General features: G+C 66.4%; 20 protein-coding genes. 9 read left to right on the plus strand and 11 right to left on the minus strand.

Features of this window, described 5'->3' with window-relative positions; genetic code table 11:
• Positions 1-13: 13 nt before the first annotated feature.
• Complete coding sequence (locus tag IDT60_RS08615; protein WP_305072163.1) at positions 14-706, minus strand: response regulator transcription factor; 693 nt, start codon at positions 704-706, stop codon at positions 14-16.
• 248 nt (positions 707-954) lie between these two features.
• On the opposite strand from IDT60_RS08615, the gene IDT60_RS08620 reads away from it, so the two are divergent.
• Positions 955-2,556 carry a DUF4389 domain-containing protein gene (locus tag IDT60_RS08620; protein ID WP_191081591.1) on the plus strand — a complete coding sequence of 534 codons (1,602 nt, stop codon included), beginning with the start codon at positions 955-957 and terminating at the stop codon, positions 2,554-2,556.
• A gap of 79 nt (positions 2,557-2,635) precedes the next feature.
• On the plus strand, positions 2,636-4,537 hold the full coding sequence (locus IDT60_RS08625) for a heavy metal translocating P-type ATPase (protein ID WP_191081592.1): 1,902 nt from the start codon (positions 2,636-2,638) through the stop codon (positions 4,535-4,537).
• A gap of 20 nt (positions 4,538-4,557) precedes the next feature.
• Here IDT60_RS08625 and IDT60_RS08630 read toward each other — a convergent pair whose 3' ends face one another.
• The 8 genes from IDT60_RS08630 to IDT60_RS08665 form a co-directional block, all read right to left on the minus strand.
• Complete coding sequence (locus tag IDT60_RS08630; protein WP_191081593.1) at positions 4,558-5,016, minus strand: pyridoxamine 5'-phosphate oxidase family protein; 459 nt, start codon at positions 5,014-5,016, stop codon at positions 4,558-4,560.
• 24 nt (positions 5,017-5,040) lie between these two features.
• Complete coding sequence (locus tag IDT60_RS08635; protein WP_191081594.1) at positions 5,041-5,895, minus strand: universal stress protein; 855 nt, start codon at positions 5,893-5,895, stop codon at positions 5,041-5,043.
• Positions 5,892-6,350 carry a universal stress protein gene (locus tag IDT60_RS08640; protein ID WP_191081595.1) on the minus strand — a complete coding sequence of 153 codons (459 nt, stop codon included), beginning with the start codon at positions 6,348-6,350 and terminating at the stop codon, positions 5,892-5,894. Before IDT60_RS08640 ends, IDT60_RS08635 begins: the two co-directional genes overlap by 4 nt.
• Positions 6,351-6,428: 78 nt before the next feature.
• Positions 6,429-7,883 carry a DUF5129 domain-containing protein gene (locus IDT60_RS08645; RefSeq protein ID WP_191081880.1) on the minus strand — a complete coding sequence of 485 codons (1,455 nt, stop codon included), beginning with the start codon at positions 7,881-7,883 and terminating at the stop codon, positions 6,429-6,431.
• The gene (locus IDT60_RS08650; RefSeq protein ID WP_255527079.1) at positions 7,883-8,275 is read right to left on the minus strand and encodes a GyrI-like domain-containing protein; all 393 of its coding nucleotides are present in this window, start codon (positions 8,273-8,275) and stop codon (positions 7,883-7,885) included. Before IDT60_RS08650 ends, IDT60_RS08645 begins: the two co-directional genes overlap by 1 nt.
• A 142-nt stretch (positions 8,276-8,417) precedes the next feature.
• Positions 8,418-10,115 (minus strand): DUF5671 domain-containing protein, encoded by a 1,698-nt coding sequence (locus tag IDT60_RS08655; RefSeq protein WP_191081597.1) that lies wholly within the window; start codon positions 10,113-10,115, stop codon positions 8,418-8,420.
• Positions 10,112-10,576 carry a hypothetical protein gene (locus tag IDT60_RS08660; RefSeq protein WP_191081598.1) on the minus strand — a complete coding sequence of 155 codons (465 nt, stop codon included), beginning with the start codon at positions 10,574-10,576 and terminating at the stop codon, positions 10,112-10,114. Before IDT60_RS08660 ends, IDT60_RS08655 begins: the two co-directional genes overlap by 4 nt.
• A gap of 120 nt (positions 10,577-10,696) precedes the next feature.
• Positions 10,697-11,701, minus strand: coding sequence for a polysaccharide deacetylase family protein (locus IDT60_RS08665; RefSeq protein WP_191081599.1), 1,005 nt, complete (start codon positions 11,699-11,701; stop codon positions 10,697-10,699).
• A 138-nt stretch (positions 11,702-11,839) separates the two neighbouring features.
• Here IDT60_RS08665 and IDT60_RS08670 point away from each other — a divergent pair, with 138 nt between their 5' ends.
• Complete coding sequence (locus IDT60_RS08670) at positions 11,840-12,328, plus strand: pyridoxamine 5'-phosphate oxidase family protein (protein WP_191081600.1); 489 nt, start codon at positions 11,840-11,842, stop codon at positions 12,326-12,328.
• A 54-nt stretch (positions 12,329-12,382) separates the two neighbouring features.
• Here IDT60_RS08670 and arfB read toward each other — a convergent pair whose 3' ends face one another.
• A complete protein-coding gene (gene arfB / locus IDT60_RS08675; protein ID WP_191081601.1) occupies positions 12,383-12,805 on the minus strand; it encodes an alternative ribosome rescue aminoacyl-tRNA hydrolase ArfB in 423 nt (140 codons plus the stop codon).
• 117 nt (positions 12,806-12,922) lie between these two features.
• On the opposite strand from arfB, the gene IDT60_RS08680 reads away from it, so the two are divergent.
• Both IDT60_RS08680 and IDT60_RS08685 read left to right on the plus strand, forming a co-directional pair.
• Positions 12,923-13,678: a ZIP family metal transporter gene (locus IDT60_RS08680; RefSeq protein ID WP_191081602.1), complete on the plus strand. Its 756-nt coding sequence runs from the start codon at positions 12,923-12,925 to the stop codon at positions 13,676-13,678.
• Positions 13,679-13,703: 25 nt separating this feature from the next.
• Positions 13,704-14,363, plus strand: a complete 660-nt coding sequence (locus IDT60_RS08685) for a cyclodeaminase/cyclohydrolase family protein (protein ID WP_191081603.1) — start codon at positions 13,704-13,706, stop codon at positions 14,361-14,363.
• A gap of 28 nt (positions 14,364-14,391) precedes the next feature.
• Here IDT60_RS08685 and IDT60_RS08690 read toward each other — a convergent pair whose 3' ends face one another.
• Positions 14,392-15,678, minus strand: a complete 1,287-nt coding sequence (locus IDT60_RS08690; RefSeq protein WP_191081604.1) for a glycoside hydrolase family 1 protein — start codon at positions 15,676-15,678, stop codon at positions 14,392-14,394.
• Between the two features lie 223 nt (positions 15,679-15,901).
• On the opposite strand from IDT60_RS08690, the gene IDT60_RS08695 reads away from it, so the two are divergent.
• The 4 genes from IDT60_RS08695 (at position 15,902) to IDT60_RS08710 (ending at position 21,562) form a co-directional block, all read left to right on the plus strand.
• Complete coding sequence (locus IDT60_RS08695; protein WP_191081605.1) at positions 15,902-17,458, plus strand: ABC transporter substrate-binding protein; 1,557 nt, start codon at positions 15,902-15,904, stop codon at positions 17,456-17,458.
• Between the two features lie 62 nt (positions 17,459-17,520).
• A complete protein-coding gene (locus IDT60_RS08700; protein WP_191081606.1) occupies positions 17,521-18,474 on the plus strand; it encodes an ABC transporter permease in 954 nt (317 codons plus the stop codon).
• Positions 18,471-20,555: a dipeptide/oligopeptide/nickel ABC transporter permease/ATP-binding protein gene (locus IDT60_RS08705; protein ID WP_191081607.1), complete on the plus strand. Its 2,085-nt coding sequence runs from the start codon at positions 18,471-18,473 to the stop codon at positions 20,553-20,555. Before IDT60_RS08700 ends, IDT60_RS08705 begins: the two co-directional genes overlap by 4 nt.
• Positions 20,552-21,562, plus strand: a complete 1,011-nt coding sequence (locus IDT60_RS08710; RefSeq protein ID WP_191081608.1) for an ABC transporter ATP-binding protein — start codon at positions 20,552-20,554, stop codon at positions 21,560-21,562. The genes IDT60_RS08705 and IDT60_RS08710 overlap by 4 nt, the downstream gene beginning before the upstream one ends.
• Positions 21,563-21,609 lie beyond the last annotated feature (47 nt).

Below are 21,609 nucleotides of genomic sequence, written 5' to 3' on the forward strand. Positions count from 1 at the left end.
TTACGTGCAGTTCCTACTGGTCCTGCTGCGACTTCCCGCGGTGCTGGGCCGCATGGACTGCCGCCTGGGTCCGCCGTTCAAACCCCAGCTTCGCCAGAAGTGACGAGACGTAGTTCTTGACGGTCTTTTCCGCAAGAAGCATGTGTTCGCCGATCTGGCGGTTTGTCAGGCCTTCACCAATTAACTCCAGGACCCTTCGCTCCTGCCGGGTGAGCATTTCGATCCATGGATCCACTCGCTCCGGCTCGGCCAGTCCCTGGATTATCCTGGCTTTCAGGTCGGCATCAAACAGCGACTCTCCATTGGCAGCGCGGCGAATTGCCCCTATCAGGTCGGAACCGCCTATTTCCTTGAGGACGTACCCCGAGGCGCCGGCCAGCACTGCGCCGCGCAGGGCCTGTTCGTCGTCGTAGCTGGTGAGGATCAGGCAGTTGATCGTTTCGTCGACGGAATGGACATCGCGGCAGACCTCAATCCCGGTCCCGTCAGGCAGCCGCGCATCAAGGACGGCCACATCGGGGCGCAGAGCTGGAATCCGGCGGGCCGCTTCGGCAGCCGATCCGGACATGCCTACGACAACAAAGCCTTCGCTTTCCAGCAGGTCCTGGAGGCCGCGCCGTACCAGTTCGTGGTCGTCGAGAATGAAGACCCGGATGCCGCCGCGTGGTTCAACATGGTGGTCCGATGCTGCTGAAGCGATCATCATGGTCCTTTCTGCCGCCGGGTCCCCACCCGTAACGAGGTGCCGGTCCCGCGTCTGACTCATTCTGTAGGACGGGGGATACGGTCACAAGGGCCCAAGGACCCGGGGACCCTGCGTTCGTGAAGGGTGACAGCGCGTCCATGTGACCTTTGGCCCTACTTGACATGGCCACGTCGGGCTAAGGCTGGAAGGGACTCAGTGCACGGCAGGGGGTGCGGGGCCACGCTGTTTCATCGACGGGGAGGACTCCCATGAAGGCTCGTTCCATCACCATGCTTGTTCTCGGCATCCTGCTCTCAATGCTGGGGGTGGGCCTTCTGTCCGGCGGTATAGGTGCATCGTGGGTCAATGCGCTCCAGAACGACGGCGGCTACCTCACCTCCCCGAGGGAGCGGTTCGCCGTCGATTCATCCGCCATCGTCTCCGCCCGGGCGGACGGAATACGCGGCGACACCTACCCCGGGCCCCTGCCTTTCGACGTGGGCAGCATCCGGATCGGCGCGGAATCCGCCAACCCGGACAAGGACGTATTTATCGGCATCGGGCCAAGGCAGGACGTTGACCGCTACCTGTCCGGATCGAACTACTCCGAATTGCGGGAAGTGGAATTCCGGCCTTTCCGTACTGAATACCTGGAGGTGCAGGGGACAGCCCAGCTGTCAGCTCCCGCAGGCCAGACGTTCTGGGCGGCATCGGCGGCGGGCAGCGGCGAACAGAACCTTGACTGGAAAATCGAAGCAGGGGACTGGTCCGTGGTGGTCATGAACGCCGACGCCAGTCCGGGAATTTCGGCAGACCTTCAGGCCGGGTTCCGGTCCGAGCTGTTCGGTCCCATAGCTGCAGGCCTGCTGGCCGCGGGAGCCATCCTGCTGCTTCTCGGTGTGCCGCTCCTGATCTTCGGCGCGCAAGGGCTGGGGCGCCACACCGCCACACCGTCGCCTTCAATTCCGGTGGCCCGGCCAGGTTCCGCAACACCCTCCGCACCGTCCGGCACAGCGCCGGTGGCGGTCCCGGGCCAGCCCGCCGCGGCCCGGGATGTCCAGGCCGCTGCCGATCTGCGGCCCTACCCCTCACGGCTTCGCGGCGACCTGGACCCGGTGCTGTCCAGGGGGATGTGGCTGGTGAAGTGGTTCCTGGCCATCCCGCACTTCGTGGTGCTGGTCTTCCTCTGGTTCGCGTTCGTTGTGGTCACCATCATCGCCTGGTTCGCCATCCTCTTTACGGCCCGCTATCCCCGCGCGCTCTTCGACTTCAACGTGGGGGTCCTGCGGTGGAGCTGGCGCGTGTCCTTCTACGCCTATGCTGCGCTGGGAACGGACAGATACCCGCCCTTCACGCTGGCCAGGACGGACTACCCCGCAGATTTTGAGGTGGAGTATCCGCAGCGGCTGTCCCGCGGGCTCGTGCTGGTCAAGGGGTGGCTGCTGGCGCTGCCGCACCTGATCATCATCGGGGCACTGACCGGGGCCAGCACGATCCGCTGGACCGACCCCCAGAACCCCGGGATCAGGTATGAGACGGCGGCCGGGTTCTCCCTGTTCGGCTTCCTCGTGCTGGTAGCGGGCGTGATCCTGCTGTTCAGCGGCCGGTACCAGCGCCCGCTGTTCGACCTGATCATGGGCTTCAACCGCTGGATCTACCGGGTCACCACCTACGTGGCGCTCATGCGCGACGAATATCCGCCGTTCCGCCTCGACCAAGGGGCCCGGGACGTGGGAGAGCCGCACCACGACGCCAGCGTCGGCGCCGGCATGCCGGGCACGCCGGCGGTGCCGGCTGAGTCCTACCCGCCGCCCGCGGGCCCCGTGCCTCCGCAGGGTCCGCCGCCGTCGGATCCTACACCGCGCGCTTAAGGCTTCACCGCAGCAGCAGGGCGCCTGTAGGTCTGAAGGCCCCTAGCTGTGGATGACGCACAGCCTTAGGGTCATACCTATGAACCCCACTCTCCTCAGGACGGCGATTGTGCGATTCCCCGTGGTGGCTGCCACCGTGGGGGTGGGTGCAGTCGTCTCGGTGCTGCTGGCAGCGGGGGAGGATCCGGCGGCCCGGTGGACAGCAAGCGCCTATGCCGTCCTCATTGCGGTCATCCAGTCCGGGTCCATGTTCAAGGCATTGATCGGGGGCCGGTGGGGCATCGACCTGTTGGCCGTGACGGCCATCGGCGCCACGGTGGCCGTCGGCGAATATGTTGCGGCCCTGATCATCGTGCTTATGCTCGCAGGGGGTGAAGCCCTCGAAGACATCGCCCAGGGCCGGGCAACCCGTGAGCTACGATCCTTGCTCGAGCGCACTCCCCAGACCGCCCACCGGGAAGTGAACGGCGGTCCGCCCGAAGACATCCCCGCTGAAGCGGTCCGTCCCGGTGACGTGCTCCTGATCAAACCTTCGGAAGTGGTGCCCGTGGACGGGGTGCTGCTCACCGGGACCGGCAGCTTCGATGAATCCATGCTGACAGGGGAGAGCCTGCCGGTGGAGCACGCGGCAGGCGACATGCTGCTCAGCGGATCGGTCAACGGTGATAACGCCGTGAAGATGACAGCGACAGCCACGGCGAAGGACTCGCAGTACAGCCAGATCGTCGCCCTGGTGCAGGAGGCAGCAGCAAGCCGCCCGCCAGTGGTCCGGCTCGCCGACAGGTACGCCGTCCCTTTCACCTTCCTGGCCTTCGCACTGGCCGGGGCGGGCTGGTATTTCAGCCAGGACCCGGCCCGGTTCGCCCAGGTCCTGGTGGTGGCAACACCCTGTCCGCTGCTCATTGCAGCCCCGGTGGCGTTCCTTGCCGGCACCAGCCGTGCGGCACGTTCGGGCATCATCATCAAAAACGGCGGCACCCTTGAACAGCTCGCCCGGGTGCGGACGGCCGTCTTCGACAAAACCGGCACGCTCACGCACGGCCGGCCAACATTGCACGGCATCAGGTTGCCCAAGGCGGCCGGCCCGCCAGTCAGTGAGGACCGGCTGCTGCAGCTCGCTGCGTCGGCAGAGCAGTATTCGTCCCACGTGCTCGCATCATCGGTCATTGCCGCCGCCCGGCAGCGCGGCCTCGAACTCCTGCCCGGCAGCGACGCGAATGAACACGCCACACAGGGAGTCACCGCTACCTGCGGGAACCACAGGGTGGTGGTGGGAAAACCCGGCTTCGTCCGATCGGTCACCACAGGTTTTGAGGAGGCCGGCCTTGCCGGCGGACAACTGGCGGTTTACGTGGGTGTGGATGGTCACTTTGGGGGAGCGCTGATCATGAGCGACCCCCTGCGGGGTAATGCGGTGGACACACTGGCCGGGCTTCGGCGCCTTGGCGTGCGGGAAACCCTCCTGCTCACCGGCGACGCCCTTCCCACGGCAGAACAAATCGCGCTGCAGGCCGGGATCAGCCAGGTCCAGGCAGGCTGCCTGCCCGGTGACAAGGTTTCCATCGTGGCAGGACTGCAGAAACGTCCCGTCATGATGGTGGGCGACGGCGTCAACGACGCTCCGGTCCTGGCCGCCGCAGAGATCGGCATCGCGATGGGGGCCAGAGGATCAACCGCTGCGAGTGAGTCGGCGGACGTGGTCATCATGCTCGACGATCTGTCCAAAGCGGCGCTGGCCGTGGACATCGGTCAGCGCACCATTCGGATTGCCCTGGCGAGCATCTGGACGGGCATCCTGCTCAGCATCGGACTCATGATTGCAGCTGTCTTCGGCTACATCCCCGCCGTGGCGGGCGCACTCCTCCAGGAGGTGGTTGACCTCGCCGCGATCCTCAACGCGCTGCGCGCTCTCCGCAGCGGCAGGAGGGAAACCACGACGGCGGTGGGCGGCACTCCGGCAAGGGTCGGCGCCGTGAGGTGAACCGCCGTCGTCGGCCGCTATCAGGGCTGCCCGGAGTCCAGCGGCGGCCACCAACGCGACGGGGGATTGATCACGAAGCGCCGGCCGGTGACCTCGGAGGGGGTCACCCGCACCAGGTGATCCTTGCTTCCGGACTCCCACGGTGAGAGCCCGGCATCGGCAGCCTCCTGGAAACTCTCCTGCGAATCCACGACGGCAGCGGTGCCTTTGACCACCACACTCCAGGCAATGGTCCCGTATTTATTGAAGCCGTCTGCCTCCAACGCAATGGCACTGCCGGCGAGCACGGCATCCAGCTTCGTTCCCGATGCGGTACGGAACACCACCGTGCCGTTATCGGGAACGTAGTTCACCGGGAAGATTTCCGGCTCGCCGCCGGTAACCACCGCAACCCTGCAGACCGACGCGGCCCGGAGGTATTTCCAGCAGTCATGAACGGAGAGGACTTCTGTCTCAGGTCCCGAAGTGTGGCTTTGCATGCTCGCAGGCTACTACATCCGGTGCTAGCCGCGGTGGATTGGGGTTATCACCGTGGGGCACGGCAAATGCGTCAGCACCGCGTGCGCTGTGGACCCGAGCAGCAGCCGTCTGAAGCCGCCACGTCCTCGGCTCCCCACCACCAGCAGGCTGGCTCCTTCGGCGGCCTTCACCAGCGCAGCAGCCGGCTCCATCACGGTATCCAGGACCTTGTGCACCACCAGATCCGGGTAATCCTCGCGGAGGCCCGAGACTGTTTCGGCCAGCACCATCTGCTCCTCGTCCTCAATGCGCTGGGACAGCGTCTGGGTCAGGGCGCCACTGTCGACCCATTTGTCGGGTTGCCAGACGGCATAAACCACCGTCAGCTCCTCGCCTTCCCGGTCCGCCTCTGCGGCAGCGAACGCAACGGCCTGGGTAGCCTCTTCGGACCCGTCAACGCCGACCACAACACCCTTCCGGCCTTCGGTGTCATGGACGCCGATGACAGCCACCGGACACTTGGCAGCCGCCGCCACCTGCAAGGCCCGGTCCCGCAACGAACCGCCACGATGCGGAGCGCCGGAGCCAACCACCAGCATGGATACCTGAGTGGAGTATTTCCGGAGCGAGCCCGAGATCCCGCCCTCCAGGACTTTGGTGGTCACCTCAACCGGAAGGCCGTCCCGCACGCGTGCGGCCGCTTTCTCCACCAGGCGTTCGCCCTCCTCCACCAGCTCACCGGTCCACGGGATGGGTTCGGCCACCCAGCGGTCGTCAACGACGTAAAGGATGGTCAGCGGCAGGCCGGCCTTGGCAGCCCGTCTGGCAGCCCACTCCACGGCGGCCTGGCTTTGCGGGGAGTCGTTGGTGGCGACAGCGATCGGCTTGGACGTTCTCACGGCTGGTCTTCCTTCTTCTTTTTGTCGGGGCTATGGACAACTAAAACGGGGCAGTGCGCATGCGCAACACAGGCTGAGCTGACTGAGCCCAGCAGCAGGCCGCCGAATCCTCCGTGACCCCGCCTGCCTACAACGATCATGTCTGCGTGGCGGCTCGCGTCGATGAGGGAGTCCCGGGGATGGCCCCGGACAACACGCGGGACGACGTTCGGCGGAATGTTTTCGCCGAAGGCCTGTTCCAGGGCTTCGTTGAGGACGATCCCGACGCGTTCCTCGAAGCGGTCGATTCCCATGGTTACGTACCCGGCGTAAACCTGCGGCTCGTCCCAGTAGGCGGTGGCCAGCACCTTGGCCCCGATGGGAGCAGCCAGCGCCTGGGCCTGCCGCAGCGCCTCCACGGACGCCTCCGAGCCGTCTACCCCCACCACGAACCTGGCGCTCTCTGAGTCCTCCATGGCTGTTCCCTTCGGTACGTGGCTGCTTTAACTCCAGCCTGCGTCCTCGGACAACGGGTCTGTAGGGCCGAAAGTCACCTAGAAACTCGAGGAGCTGCCGGAGCCCGAGAAGCTTCCGCCGCTGCTGCCGTAGCCCGTGGTTGCACCGCCGCCCCGGGCAGAATTGACGCTGCCGACGCCGGTGTTGAGGCCGGTGTTGAAGGCAGGGACCGAAAAGAAGTAGTAGGACGGGTAGACCGTGCCGAGGATGCTGGGTTCATACGTCCGCCGATGCTGCCGGTCCGTGCCTTCCTGCGCATCCTCCATCTCCTTGCGCATGAGGGTTGCTTCACGGTCCGTCTTGGCAAAGCCCTCGATCACGGTTTCTGCATGGTTCTTCAGGAGGACTGACAGGTGGCTCCGGGCATCGCGCAGCCGGTCGAGGGCCGTTTCCGGGGTGATGGTTCCGTCCGCGAGTTCTGTGGTCCAGCGTTCGATGTTGCGCAGGCTCTCGTCACGGAAGGACCTGAGCGCTGCGGCGGTAGCGGAGCCGCTTTGCCCGTGGCGTTTGCTGAGCAGCTGCTCCACGCCTGCCAGGTCGTTGCGGAAGGGCGCCAGTTGCCGGTCCCAGGCGGTGGGCCAGGTGGTGAACTTGTTAAGGAGGGCGTTGCTGTCGGCAATAACGTCGTCCAAGGCGTCCAGTTCCGCGGCCGCGTCCGCGTACTCCCGCACGAGCTTGAGATTCGGCCTGCGGCCCAGTTCCTTCGGCGTCAGGGCATGGACACGGTTGGAGAGCCCGGTGGCGGCGTTGTAACGGTTGAGGAAGGTGCGGTGCTTCTCAAGGACACTGCTGCCGTAGCGTGAGGCCGCCGGAATGGTGCCGGCGTTCAGTTCTGTGACGTCCAGATCCGTGCTGACATTGGCATAGCTCCGGTCGCCGCGCTCCAGCTCCTTCCGGGCCGTTGATCTGGTGACAGCCCGTACCAGCATCAAGGCGCCGGCACCGAGAACAGCGGCCCCGCCGGTCACCCACGCTGTTATCAGGAAGGCGGCAGACCGGTACCAGGGCTGGTTGATCAGTTCGGCGCCGCGCCGGATTCCGGCGATGGTTCCATCCGTCCATTGGGCGTCCCGGAGAAGGTCCTTTGCGGCGTTCTGGATGTCATCCCGCTGTTCCAGCGAAACCTTCCGGTCCTCACCCATGTACGTGCCCACATGCCGGCCCACAGGATCGAGCGCGAAGATGAACAACCCGTCAGCCCATTTCTGCCCGTCGGGGCTGATCCAGTCCGGGTGTTCCGCGCGGGCGAACCTGAGGACCTCTTCGTTAAGGTTGTCCGTGGCGCTGCCGTTGTAGGTGTAGACGGCCACTTTCGTGGGCTCATGGAACTCGATCCCGGCGATGGCCGGCACCAGCGTGTTGCGGTCCAGAACTCCCGCCCGGTCCTCGATGACGACGTCCGTGGGGGTGACGGCACGCGGCAGGGCTGCTGCGCCGCCGCCGAGCAACACGGCCAGCACCAACATCAGCAGCAGCCTGACCGTCCTGATCATCAGGTCACCGGCCACACAACCCGTGTCTGCCATTTCAACGGATCGGGCTCCGTGTCGGGGCCGTTCAGATAGAACTCCCACATGGTATCTGACGGGTTCTTTCCAGCCTCCCTGATGCTGTCCTGGATGGCCGTGTACGTCTCTTCCAGCCGGTCGTAGGGGCCGGTATGCAGAGCCTCGAAGGCATCAATATCGGGAAGCGTGCCCGCGACCACGGTTCCGGCGTCGGACAGAGTGCCGGAGACAGGAAAGCCGGCTTCAACGTCCACCGTATCCGTCGGCATTCCGCGGTACAGGGCGAACGGCGGTCCGGCGAGTTGGACATTCTGCCTCTGCGCTTCCTGGACCACAGTCCCGAATGCCCGGCCGAAGAATTCAGTCAGGGCATTCATTGCGACGTTTTCGCGAAGGACGGCAGTTGGCTGTTCGGTGCAGTGGACAAGCGTTGGTTTCGGAGCCGGTGCATTCATACGGACCAGAATCCACCACGGAAGGGATTCCTTACAGGGCCGAAAGGCACACCGCTCCGGCCCATCACCGCCTTGCCGGGCCTTCCAAGGGGATTACATCAATGCGGGCCTTTTGGCCGTCCGCCGGCCCGATCACCAGCAGGACATTCTGTGCGGTGACGCTGCCGAGCGCTGCAACCACCCGCTCCGCGAGCTCAGGTTCCGGTACGGCACCGGCCGGTTGTGCGGTACCGGCGGCGTCCATCCTTTTCCACACGGCGACCCGGGCACCGGTGGCCGTGTGGATGGCCCTGGACAGCGGCGCGGGGTCGGAGGCTGTCACCAGCGTGACGTGATCAATGGTGCGTTCCCTGGCCGGGGAGGCCGCTGCCAGGAGCGCGCGTTCCCGCCGCCACAGGCCGAAGTGGTAGGCGGCCACGAGGCCGGCCGCAACCAGGAGACCCAGCGGCGCGCGGGTACGGTCCAGGAGGCTGCCCCCGGTTACCTCGCCAAGGAGGAACTCGAAGAGCCTGTAGCCAATGACGAGGAGGGCGATCAGAGCCACCACGGCACTGATGCCGAAGAAGGCTATGAGGTAGACACGCCTGCCTGGCGCAATGGTGTCCGCGGTCTGCGGCGGCCTCGTTGGCCTCCATGCCCGCCACCAGGCCGGGCCGCCCACAGCCAGGGAGCTGAGGCCTCCCAGCAGGAGCGTCCGTGTGCCGCCGCCCGCGAGGGGTGAAACCGCCATGGCAAGCGAAGCATTGATTACCACCCCGATGCCTGACGCAGCCGCTGCCAGGGCAACCCCGGACGTCACCAGCCGGCCTGCACGCCGGCTGGCAACTGACCGTTCAGCCCCGCTGACGCGGTGATAGCGCCACACCAGGGCACCGACCGCGGCGGCGGCTATGGCCGGGCCCAGCGGTGACAGCAGTTCGTTCATCGGCTCAGCCCGGTCGAACGCTGTTCTCAGGAGCACAAAAATGACGACGCCGGCCCCGCCGAGTGCAGTGATGCCCGCTGCGAAGATGCCCACGGCGATCAGCGCCACATCCACCAGGGCGGTGTCCAGTTTCCGGCCGCCGCCCCGGTGCCAGTGCCACCACCACACGAGGCTTCCGCCGACGGCCCAAACCAGCGCCCGGAGCACGGCCTGCCACCAGGTGTCTCCTCCCGGAGTCAGGCTGATGTAACCCCGGATCGCGACGTCGAGCAGACCGCCCAGGGCCGTGATGGCGGCAACAGCGCCCACCACCAGCCCGAAGACCGAACCGATGACTGCCGGGAGATCGTGGAGAGTGCCCGGGCCTTTGAGGGGGTGCCGCCACATCCACCGGTGCCAGATAAAGATGCCGGCCCACACAAGCCCGTTCGACAGGGGCGAATACCACCGCTGTTCGGGCTGGCCGATGAAGGACGCGGCCAGCCCGAGGAAGGCAGTTGCAGAGGTGATCAGGGAGACTGCATAGACGGCGGACAGGTACAGGCCCCACCCCACGGAGCTGCGCTCCGCGCCGTCGTCGAGCCTCTTCCAGACAACCCACCACAGGAGGGCGGCGAGCGGCCCCCCGATCAGCGTGAAGGCAAGGGCGCGGGCCAGGCCTGCCACGTCCGTTGACGCCAGCTCGGCGCCGGTGCTGAAGAGGCGTTCCAGGAGCCCGCTGAGACCCGATGCTGCGATCACCACCAGGGCGAACAGCAGGGCGTAGAGGATCAGTCGCCGGAGCGTGAGCTGGGCGGAACCAACCGGCGGCACTGTTGTCCGGATGCCGGAACTCATGGCTTCACGGGCGTTCCGGTGCACGACAGGAGCTGGTACGGTGCCCGGTCAACCAGCCACCTGCCATCTGTCTTCACCAAGGAGAAACGATCCTCCGTCTCGTACTCGGACGGCCCGAACGGGCCACCCGACCCTGAGTTGACCACGGAGACCTTCACCAGCGCCGTGTTGTCCCGTTCCGTGGCAGAGATCAAAACCACGCGCGTGGGCAGCGGCCCGCTGTCATGGAACCCGGTGCACAGGGACTTGGCCGATGCCGTGAGGTAGGACGTGGCTGTTGCCGTATCGCCGTCGATGACGGCTGTGCTGTACCGCTGGACCACACCCTGGGGTGTGGTTTCATCAAGCGACTCCGGCTCCCCGCGGGTGAAAACGACTGCCAGGGCGACGACCACCAACAGTGCAATCGCGGACAGGATGGCGATCAGAATCCGGTCGGGTTTTCCCCTGGCAGCACTCATGCCGTCAGTATGGCCTACCAGCCATCTTTTGTATCGGTCCTTTGGCCCTGAGCCGGTCAGTTTTTCGCGTTCGAGCTGCTGCGGGGCAGAGCCGAACATCGCGCGGGCGGACAGGGGTTCCTAATCGCCCAGGAGTGCGTCGAGGGTAGTGAAGCCGTAACCGGCGGCGCTGACTTGTTCGATGATCCCCGGGAGTGCATCGGCGTCCAGGGTGCTGCCGTCGTCGGGATTTGAGCCGATGTGCATCAGGATGATTTCACCGGGCTGGAGATTGGCAAGGACCCGATCCGCGACCGTTTGAGTGGTGGTTCCCCCGCTGGTTCCCTTCCACCCCAGGGTGTCCACCGTCCATCGGACCGGGACGTAGCCCAGGCCGTTCACGGCTGCTATGGTCCGGGCATCCCGTTCGCCGTAGGGAAAGCGGAAGAAAGGGCGTGGATCCGCGCCCAGCTCTGCAAGGGCCTGTTCGGCTCCTAAAACCTGTTGGGCGATGAGTGCATCGGACAGGCCCGTGAATCCGGGGTGTGTCATGGAGTGGTTGGCCACGCGGTGTCCGGCCGACATGATCTGTCTGACCTGGTCCGGATTCGAGACAGCCCAGTTTCCGGTCAGGAAGAAGGTCCCGGCCACGTCCTTGGCGGCCAGGGCCGTCAGTATTTTCGGCAGCCCGGCCGCGTTTGCTCCGGCGTCAAACGTCAGGGCCACCACATTCCCGGCGCCCGGGACCACGGTTAGGTCTCCGCCCTGCAGAGCCGGCGGGAACGGGTCACCCGGCAGCGGGGAAGTTGCCTCAGGCACTGTCGGCCCAGGAAGCGGGGGGACAATGACGGGAGGCTGGACCGGAGTCTGGCCCGCTTCCGGAGTGTCAGTGCCCGCCGGGGGTGGCAGCGGCAGAGGCGGTGCAGCGGATGGCGCCGCCGCGGTGGAGGAGTTCGGGCCCGGTGCGCTGGCGGAATTCGTGCCTGGTGCGGAGGACGCACCGTCGGGCGGAACCGCCGGGGGCGGCGCACTGCCGGGCCGGACAGCGAGCGTCACTGCGAGCACCACCGCAATGGCGACCAGGACAAGCGCCGCCGCGACGGCGGCCACCCGTCGTCGCGCGCTACCTGCAGTTGCCGTCGACACAGCCTCATCATGAGGCGCAGGACGGCCAAGTGGCAGGGGCTTTGGTCCTCCACATCAACAACCGGCACCGGCGTTTCCGGCGGAAGGCAGGCCCTTCGACCCTGATGCCGGGACTGCCCCGCGCCCTACCCTCAGGAGATGAACACCACCACTCCGAGCCCGTCCCCTGAGGGTTCTGATGCCGGTACCCGGCGGCTCGCCCCTGACGCCTGCTGGGAATTGCTGGCGGAAAGCGTCGTTGGACGGCTGGCTGTCATCGTGGAGCAGCGGCCGAAGATCTTTCCCATCAACTACGTTCTGGACGGGAAAAGTGTGGTTTTCCGTACCGCGGCAGGAACGGCATTCTGGGGAAGCGTCGGACAGGACATCGCCATTGAAGCTGACGGGTACCAGGCCGACTCCCAGTCCGCCTGGAGTGTCGTTGTGAGCGGCCAGGCCCATGTGATCGTCGCCCCGGAACAGATTGCCGCGGTGGACGCCCTTGGGCTGGAACCCTGGCAATCGGGTGAAAAGCACAATTACATCAGGCTGACGCCCGGGTCGGTGACCGGCCGTCGGTTCCACACAACCCGCCCCGGCGTCTGGCATCCACCGGAGTTCGATCCCGCCACGTCGTCATTTCAGTAACGGTGGAAGCATCGCTCATGGAGCGGACGGCATATCCGGCGGACACCACGCGTGCTACTCGGCAGATGGCCGCTTTCGCTGCTGCTTGGTTGCTGACCGCTTTTGTTTTGATGCGAGGTGCCGGCGCTTTGACCCGCGGGTGGGTTTGGTTGCCCGCCGGTTGGGAGCGTCGGGAGCCAGGCCGGCAGCCACGAGGCCGGCGAGCTTGGCCAGGGCGATCTCCCGGTTCCGCAGCTGGGAGCGCTGTTCGGAAGCAGTCACGGTGATCACGCCGGCGATGAGGCGTCCCTCGAGGCGCGTCAGCAGCCGCATCCGCTGGACGTCCGAAAGCGCCGCGGACTCCGCAACGTTCCAGGAGAGCTCGGCCCGGCTGTCCGTTGTGTTGACGTGCTGGCCGCCGGGACCGGACGAGCGCGAAAACCGCCAGCCGAGTTCCGACGACGGGATGGCCAGCGCGGGCGACACCTCCAGATCCATGGAACCAGCGTTGCATTAAATCCGCGAGGTCCCAGCCTCCCGTACAGTTCCGCGGCCCCGGACTAGCATCGTCTCGGGTGGACCGAAGAGCCTGGCTGACGTGGAGGGAAGGAAATCATGCCGATGTGGTTGCAGGCTCTGATGTGGGGGACGGTGGCCGGCGGGGCCCTGGTTCTTGGGTCCGGGATCGCCTGGTTATGGAAAATCCCGCCAAAGCTCGTGTCAACGGTGATGGCGTTCGGCGCTGGCGTGCTGATCTCGGCGTTGGCTTTTGAACTGGTCGATGAAGCTGTGGAGGGCGGCGGTCTGCTGCCCACGGTGGTGGGTTTCCTGGCGGGCGCCCTGATCTTTGTGTGCTCCAATGTCCTGCTTGCCCGCGCCGGAGCAAAGCACCGGAAACGGTCGGGGGAGAAGCAGCCTTCGGAGCAGGATGCGCCCGGCAGCGGCACGGCCATAGCGATCGGTGCCCTGATCGACGGGATCCCCGAATCGGTGGTTCTCGGACTGGGACTTGTGGCGTCTGGGACGGTCAGTCCGGCCATGCTCGCCGCCGTCTTTATTTCGAACGTCCCCGAGGGTTTGTCCAGCACAGCGGGGATGAAGAAAGCCGGCAGGGGTCCGGCATATGTTTTCGGCACGTGGACCGGCATCGCCGTCTTCTGCGGGCTGGCATCCCTGCTCGGCTTCGCAGCCCTGGAGAATGCGCCCGTTGAACTGATTGCGTTCATCACGGCCGTCGCCGCGGGCGGAATTCTCGCCATGCTGGCAGACACCATGATCCCGGAGGCTTTCGAAGAGCATCACAACCTGACCGGGTTTACAGCCAGCGTCGGCTTCCTGACCGCTTTTACGATCCACCACGTGGGCGGTTGACGTCACCGACGTGCAGACTGGTGTGATGGATGATGCTGACCACGTGACAACCCAACACTCAACGGTGGATGACTGGACGCGGGCACTCGCGGAGTCCACCGGCTCGCCGGGTGGTGGGGCCGGAACGGGGGTGATGCTGGCCATCGCCGCCTCCCTGACCTCGATGGTTGCCGGCTATACCGAAACCGACGATCACCTTCGTTCCGAGCTCGCCGGCATCCATTCACGGGCGCGCGCGCTCCGAAAGGCCGCGCTGCGGCTGGCCGACGAGGACGCCTCCGCATCGCAGGCCTTCGGTGCCGCATTTCGGCTGGAACCGGGAGCAGAACGCGACGCCGCCGTCCACCAGGCATCCGTCGATGCGGCCAAGGCGTCCGCCGTGCTGGGCGACCGGGCCATCGATGCCATAGCGGACCTGGGCTGGCTGGCCACGCATGGCAATCCGGCGCTGGTTGCCGACGTTGTTGTGGCCATCGGCGCCCTCAGGGCAGCGGTCTCCGGGGCGCGAACCAACGTGAGTTTCGACCTCGCTGCGCTCACCAAGGCCGGCGCTGACCTCGAACAGGTCCGCGAGGAGCATCCGGCCCTGTGGGCAACGGTGGAGCGCCTCACCACGGCGCTTGACCGGATCGATCGGCTCACTGCCGCGATTGACCACAGGGCCGCTCCGACGGACAACGCCTGACCGGCAATGCTATTCCGCCCGACGGCGGTCAGGCCGGCTGTGGCGCCGCGCTGACCTCCGCGTAGTCCGTGCGGGCGGCGTACACCTGAGCCTGACGGCCGAGCCAGCGGGCGCTCTCCTTGGGTGTCCGTTCCTGGGTCTCCCGGTCCACAGCGATGAGGCCGAACTTCGGACCGTAGCCAAACACCCACTCGAAGTTGTCGAAGGCCGTCCACGCAATGTAGCCACGCACGTCAATGCCGTCCGCGAGGCAGGAGGCAACGCAGTCGACGGCGACGCGCAGGTAGTCCACCCGCTGCGAATCGTCGTCGGTGGCGAGACCGTTCTCCGTGACGATCACGGGAATGCCGGCGATCCTGGCTGCCTCCCGGATGGTCGCCTCGAGGGCCTGCGGGTAGATCTCCTCGCCCATCTGGTTGGTGGGCACGCCGTCGGGGGCGGGCGCATGGCCGTTCGGGCCGTAGACGGTGCGGCCGTAGGTCTGGATTCCCACGAAGTCGTCACCGCGGGACGCCTCCAGGAAGCGTTCGTTCACGTCGCGGCGCACCTGATCGGCACGTTCCTGGCCGCCCTCAATCGACTGGATGTCCGAGTTGGCGAGGGTCCAGCCCACCTGCAGCCCCGGCCGGTGTGCCTTGATTGCTGCCGTGCCGGCCCGGTGCGCGGCCAGCTTCACGTTGAACCCCGCCTCCGTGGAACAGAACTGAAAGGGAGCCACCGTGCCGGCATCAACGCCAAGCCGTTCCGCAGCGGCGGCCCACACGGGTACGGAACCACGGTTTTCCGGCGCGACGCCGCCGATGCCGAAGGACTCCAGCAGCCAGGGGAGGTTTGGCTCGTTCAAGGTACAGGCGACTCCGATCAGGTCGCCCAGGTGCGCCATCACCCGGTCGCAGTAGCGGGCAAAGAGTTCGGCCGTCCGGGATCCTTCCCAACCGCCGACGGCGAGGAGCCAGCGCGGGGACGTGAAGTGGTGGAATGTGACCACGGGCGTGAGGCCGTGTTCGTGGCACGCTTCCAGCATCCGGCGGTAGTGGTCAAGTTCCGCCTTTGAGAAGTGGCCCTCTTCCGGCTCAATGCGCGCCCACTCCAGTGAAAAGCGGTACGTGGTGAACCCCAGGCCCGCGATCAGGGCAATGTCCTGGCGGTAGCGGTGATAGTGGTCCACGGCATCCCCGGACGGCTCGGTGAACATGCTGCCCGGGAGGTGCTCGAGGAACCAAGTGTCGCTGTTGACGTTGTTTCCCTCCACCTGGTGCCCGGCGCTGGCGACGCCCCAGAGGAAGTCCTGCGGGAATGCTGATGCGGTGGTCATGTGGTTCCTTTCGGTTCAGCGCCAAACACCGGCGCACGGGCCTCTCTGCCCTGGCTTTCAATCCTTTCCCGCCACGTGACCCGGGCCACAATACTTTTTCAATCAATGACATTCTCATGTGAGCGCCCTTTGCCGGCGGCCGATGCTTGTGGGGAGCCGGCCAGCCGCCAGCCCCACAACACTTTTCCTCCGTTTGTCACATCAGAATGCAAAGGCGCACTACATGAAACTTCTGAACTCCACCGCCCGTGCGAGCTCCGCCGTCCTGGCCGGGGCGCTCCTGCTGGGATCGATGACCGCCTGCGGCGGCGGCTCCAGCCAGGCGTCCGCCAAAGCGGACACCAGCTCCCTGACCCTCGCCATCGACAGCGACTCGGCATCGTTCGGTTTTGACCCGCTGCGCGTTTCTGCTGCACAGCGGCAGTTCCTCGAGGGCCTTTATGAGAGCCTGATGACGCTCCAGCCGGACGGCTCGGCAGGTCCGGGCCTGGCCAAGGAGTTCAGCTACAACGCCGACAACACCGTCCTTACCCTGACACTCAAGGACGGCGTGACGTTCACCGACGGGTCCACTCTCGACGCCGAACTGGTCAAGGCAAACCTCGACCGCCGGTCCGACCCCGCATTGAGCGCCTACTCCGCTGTTGCCAAGGGCGGCGCCCAGGAAATCGCCTCCGTTGACGTAGTCAGCCCCACCCAGGTGGCCCTGACCTTCGCCGCACCGCAGCCCGGCTTCGAGAAGAACCTGGCGTCCACCACCGGCATGATCGTTGGCAAGAAGGCTGTCACGGACACTGCCAGCCTCGCCGCCACCCCGGACGGATCCGGCCCCTACACGCTGGATCCCAGCACGGTGAAGGGCAACAAGTACGTCCTGGTAAAGAACACCAAGAGCGCGGACGCGTCAAAGTACGCCTTCGACAAGGTGATCTTCAGCGTGGTCCAGGACCCGCAGGCCCGGGCGAACGCCCTGGTTTCCGGTCAGGCCGACGTCGCCATGCTGACCTCGAACACCGTTGACTTCGCCAAGTCCAAGGGCGTGGGTGTGACCCAGATCGGCGGCACCGTCAACACCATGATCTCCTTTGACAAGATCGGCAAGACCGCCCCCGCGTTCGCCGAAGAGAAGGTCCGGCAGGCCATCCAGTACGCGATCAACCGCCAGGCCCTGGTGGACGCGCTGCACAAGGGCGACATCCCAGCCTGGAACGCCCTGCCCAAGGACTCCGCAGGCTTCAGCAAGGACATTGAGACCACGTTCGCCTACAACCCGGACAAGGCCAAGAGCCTGCTGGCCGAAGCCGGCTACCCGGACGGCTTCGAGTTCACCATCATCGCAAGCGCGCAGACGCAGACGGACCTGCAGGCAGTCCAGAAGGACCTCGCCGCCGTGGGAATCACCATGAACGTGAAGATGGCGTCCTCAACGGACGAGGCCTTCGCCGCCGTGGCCACCACGCCCCTGGGCTACGCGCCGCTGAACTGGGACAACCCCGTGGGTGTGATGTACGGAGCCATCCTCAACGGCTTCACCAACGTGCAGAAGGCCACCGATGGCCAGCTGAGCGCTGCCACGGGCGAGCTGGCAGCCGCCAAGGATGACGCTGCCGTCAAAGCCGCGGCCACCAAGCTGAACACCCGGCTGGTGGAATCCGGCTGGATGATCCCGCTGTACGAAGCGCTGACCAACCAGGGCTACAACACCAAAAAGGTGGCCCCTGTGGAGTTCGCCGGAACCAACGCTTACCCGCTCCTCTCGTCCTACAAGCCGGCCAGCTAATACCCCGGACCTTCCGGGCGGCCGCTTCCCCTGCGGGACGGCCGCCCGGAAAGCCCTGACCGATGGAGGTCACCATGGCACTATTCATCACCAAGCGCCTGTTGATGGCGCTGGCCACCGTGCTGGTGGTTGCGGTGCTGGCATTCCTGCTGGTGCACGCAATGCCCGGCAGCCCGGGAGCCGTCTCGCTCGGCGCCGGCGCCTCCCAGGAAGCGATCGATGAGGTCAACGCCCGGCTCGGCTGGTCCGATCCTCTCGTGGCCCAGTTTTTCAACTGGCTCGGCGCCGCAGTCCGCGGTGACCTCGGTATTTCACTCATTGACGGGCGTTCCGTCAGCGCGGACCTGGCCAGCAGGCTTCCCGTCACCGCGTCGCTGGCGGCCGGAGCCGCCCTGCTCAGCGGAGTCCTCGGCATCGCACTGGGCGTCACCGCGGCCGTCCGGGGTGGCCTGGTTGACCGCATCATCGGCGGCGTAGCCGGCATGGCCGTAGCCCTCCCGGCCTTCTGGATCGGCATCATCTTCGTCTACCTGCTGGCGGTCCAGTCCTCCGTCTTTCCCGCCACCGGCTATGTTCCGTTTGAGGACTCGCCGCAGGACTGGTTGTTGTCCCTCGCGCTGCCGGTGATCACCTTGGCCGTGGGTGGCGGGGCCTTCATTGCCCGCCAGACCAGGGCTTCCATGCTCGAGGCGCTCCAGCAGGAGCACATCCGGACCCTCCGGGCCACCGCCACTCCCACCTGGAAGATCCTCTACGTCCATGCCCTGCGCTACGCCAGCCTCCCGATCGTGGCCGCCATCGCACTGCAGTTCATCCAGCTTTTCGGCGGCTCCGTCATCGCCGAGCAGCTGTTCGCCATGCCGGGGCTGGGCCAGGCCGTCCAGAACTCCGTCAGCACCCATGACGCCCCGTCCGTACAGGGCGTGGTGGTGATCGCCACGGTTGTGGTGGTTGCCGTGAACCTGGTGCTGGAACTCGCCACCAAGTTCCTCGACCCGAAGTTGCGTGCCTCATGATCCCCAACATTGCCCCCGCCCCCGCGGACGCGGACCAGCCAGTAACGACGACGGCGGCTGCCGTCCTTTCCAAGGCCCCCCGCCAAAGCGCGGCGAAGAAATTCTCCGGCAGCAAGATGTTCGGCTCACCGGCCAGCATTGCCGGGGTCATCTGGCTCGTCGCACTGGTGGTGGCCTCCCTGAGCGCGCCGCTGTGGCTGCCCTTCAAGACCGAGGACCAGGACTTCACCGCCGTCCTGTCCGGACCCACTGCCGCCCACTGGCTCGGCACTGACGAACTCGGCCGTGACCTCCTGAGCCGCATCTTCGCTTCCGCAGCCGGCACGCTGGGGACGTCCATGATCACGGTGATTGTCGCCGTCGGCCTCGGAACCCTCCTGGCCATGCTGGCGGCGGCCGCCGGTGACCGCGTGGAGAACGTCATCAGCCGCGTCACTGAAATCATGATGTCGCTGCCCGGCACGGTAATCATTCTGGCCGTTATCGGCGCTGTGGGAACCAACATCCCGCTGATCATGGGAATCCTGGGTGTGTTGATCTCGGCGGGCATCTACAGGGTGATGCTGGGCCAGGCAAAGTCCCTGCAGTCCCAGCTCTACGTGGACGCCGCCAAGGTGGACGGCATGGGCATGGCCGGCATCAGCCTCCGCCACGTGCTGCCCGGCCTGACCAACACCATCGTGGTCCAGGCGGCCTTGATCTTTGCCGTCGGCATGCTGATCCAGGCAGGCCTGGCGTTCATCGGATTTGGCCCGCCCATCCCCGAACCCAGCTGGGGTGGCATGATCCAGGGCGCCTCACAGCACGTCTACGACGCGCCTTGGCTGATGGTCCCTACCGGTGCCGTGCTGGCGCTGACCGTCCTGGCCGCCAATGCGATCGGCAACGCCCTTGGGAAGGCACCCAACGCCGTCGCCTCGCACCTGCCCTCCGCCGCCGCCCGGCGGCAGCGCGCCAAAGCTGTCGCTGCCATCGCGGCAGCTGCTCCGGCACCGAAAGACTCAGCAAAAGACACGCTGAGTGTCCGCAACCTCTCCGTAGGCGTGGACAACGGGGTACGGCTCGTTACGGACGTCTCCTTCGACGTCGAACCCGGCACGGTCCTGGGCCTGGTGGGCGAGTCCGGCTGCGGCAAGACCATGACAGCGTTGTCGCTGCTGGGACTGCTGCCCTCCGGAGTCTCCGTGGCTGAAGGACAGATCCTCTGGAACGGCACGAACCTGGCCGCCGCCACCGAGAAGGACATGGAAGGCATCCGCGGGAGCGATATTGCCCTCATCTCGCAGGAGCCCATGCGCGCCCTGGACCCCATGTTCACGGTGGGCTACCAGCTCACCGCTGCCATCCGCCGGCTCCGCAGGACGGGCAAAGCCGAAGCGAAGGCCGAAGCCCTGGGCCTGCTGGAAAAGGTGGGCATCGTGGACGCCGCGCGCATCCTCAAGACCTACCCGCACCAGATCAGCGGCGGGATGGCCCAGCGCGTGGCTATCGCCCTGGCACTTTCCGGCCGGCCCCGCCTGCTGGTTGCCGACGAACCCACCACGGCGTTGGACGTGACCGTCCAGGCCGAGATCCTCTCGCTGCTCCGCAGCCTGGTGAAGGACACCGGAATGTCCGTGGTGATGGTCACTCACGATCTCGGTGTGGTGGCCGACCTCTGCGACCAGGTGGCCGTCATGTACGCGGGCCAGGTGGTGGAGAACGGCCGGACGGAGAGCATCCTGGACAACCCCCGCCACCCTTATACGCTGGCACTGCTGGCCGCAGATCCGCATGCCAACCATGCCTCGGACATGCCCGAACGGCTGGCCACTATCAACGGCCAGGTCCCGCAGCCCAAGGACTGGCCCGGCACGTGCCGGTTCGCCGCCCGCTGCCAGTTCGCCGGGTCCGCCTGCATGGTACCCATTCCGCTGCTGCCCTCCGGGGCGGGTGATGGCGTGGTGCGCTGCGTCAAATCGGACGAACTGGCCGTCGAGGGGCTGGACTGGGTGCCAACGGACGTCCCCGCCCGCCACCACTTGAGCTTGTCGGAAACCCGGATTGTTGAAACCCGGACTGTTGAAAAGGATCACGCATGAGCACCGCAACCTCGGTCCGCCCTGAAGCATCGCTGCCGGCTGCCGCCCAGCCGCTGCTGGACGTCAAGGACCTGGTGGTCCGCTACGGCCGCGGCCGCAAGGCAGCCAGCGCTCCCGCCGCCGTCGACGGCGTGAGCTTCAGCATCGCCGCCGGCGAAACCGTGGGGCTGGTGGGGGAGTCCGGCTCGGGCAAGTCGACCATCGGCAAAGCGATCCTCGGCCTGCAGAAGGTTTCCGGCGGGTCCATCAGCTACCAGGGCAAGGACATCACCTCGGCCAGCGCCTCCCAGCGCCGGGCATTGGGCGGGGAGCTGCGGGCCGTCTTCCAGGACCCCAACTCGTCGCTGAACCCGCGGAACACCGTGGGCTCCTCGCTCGCTGAACCGCTCCGGCTGCGCGGCGTGAGCACGGCCGAGGCCCGGCAGCGCGCCGAGGACATGCTGGAACGCGTGGGACTGCCCCGCGAGGCCGTTGACCGGTACCCCAGCCAGTTCTCGGGCGGCCAGCGCCAGCGCATCTCCGTGGCCCGCGCCCTCATCTGCGACCCCAGCCTGGTGGTCTGCGACGAGGCCGTGAGCGCACTGGATCTCTCCACCCAGGCCCAGGTGCTGAACCTCCTGGCCGACCTGCGGGACGAACGCGGCCTGGGCTATCTGTTCATCGCCCACGACATCGCGGTGGTCCAGTTCCTGGCCCAGCGCGTGGTGGTCCTCTACCGCGGGCAGGTGATGGAAAGCGGACCTGCCGCCGCCGTCACCGAGAACCCCAAGCATCCGTTCACGCAGGCCCTCGTGGCGGCGTCCCCGGTGCCGCGTCCGGCCGAGCAGGCCGCACGCCGGGAGGCCCGCGAGTCCCTCGGCGTCCGGACCGGAGCGGCCGCCACCCCCGGTCCCGGAGGGTGCCCCTTCCGGCTCCGCTGCCCCCTCGCCACGGATCTTTGCCGTGAGGAACGCCCCGCGCTCCGCCTGGTGGGCGCGGCCGAGGTTGCCTGTCACTACGCCTCCTGACCCTCACACTCGCACCCCTGACCCTATTTCCGTCACGTACTGACGGC

The sequence above is a fragment of the Pseudarthrobacter sp. BIM B-2242 genome (assembly GCF_014764445.1).
GTDB lineage: Bacteria > Actinomycetota > Actinomycetes > Actinomycetales > Micrococcaceae > Arthrobacter > Arthrobacter luteus_A.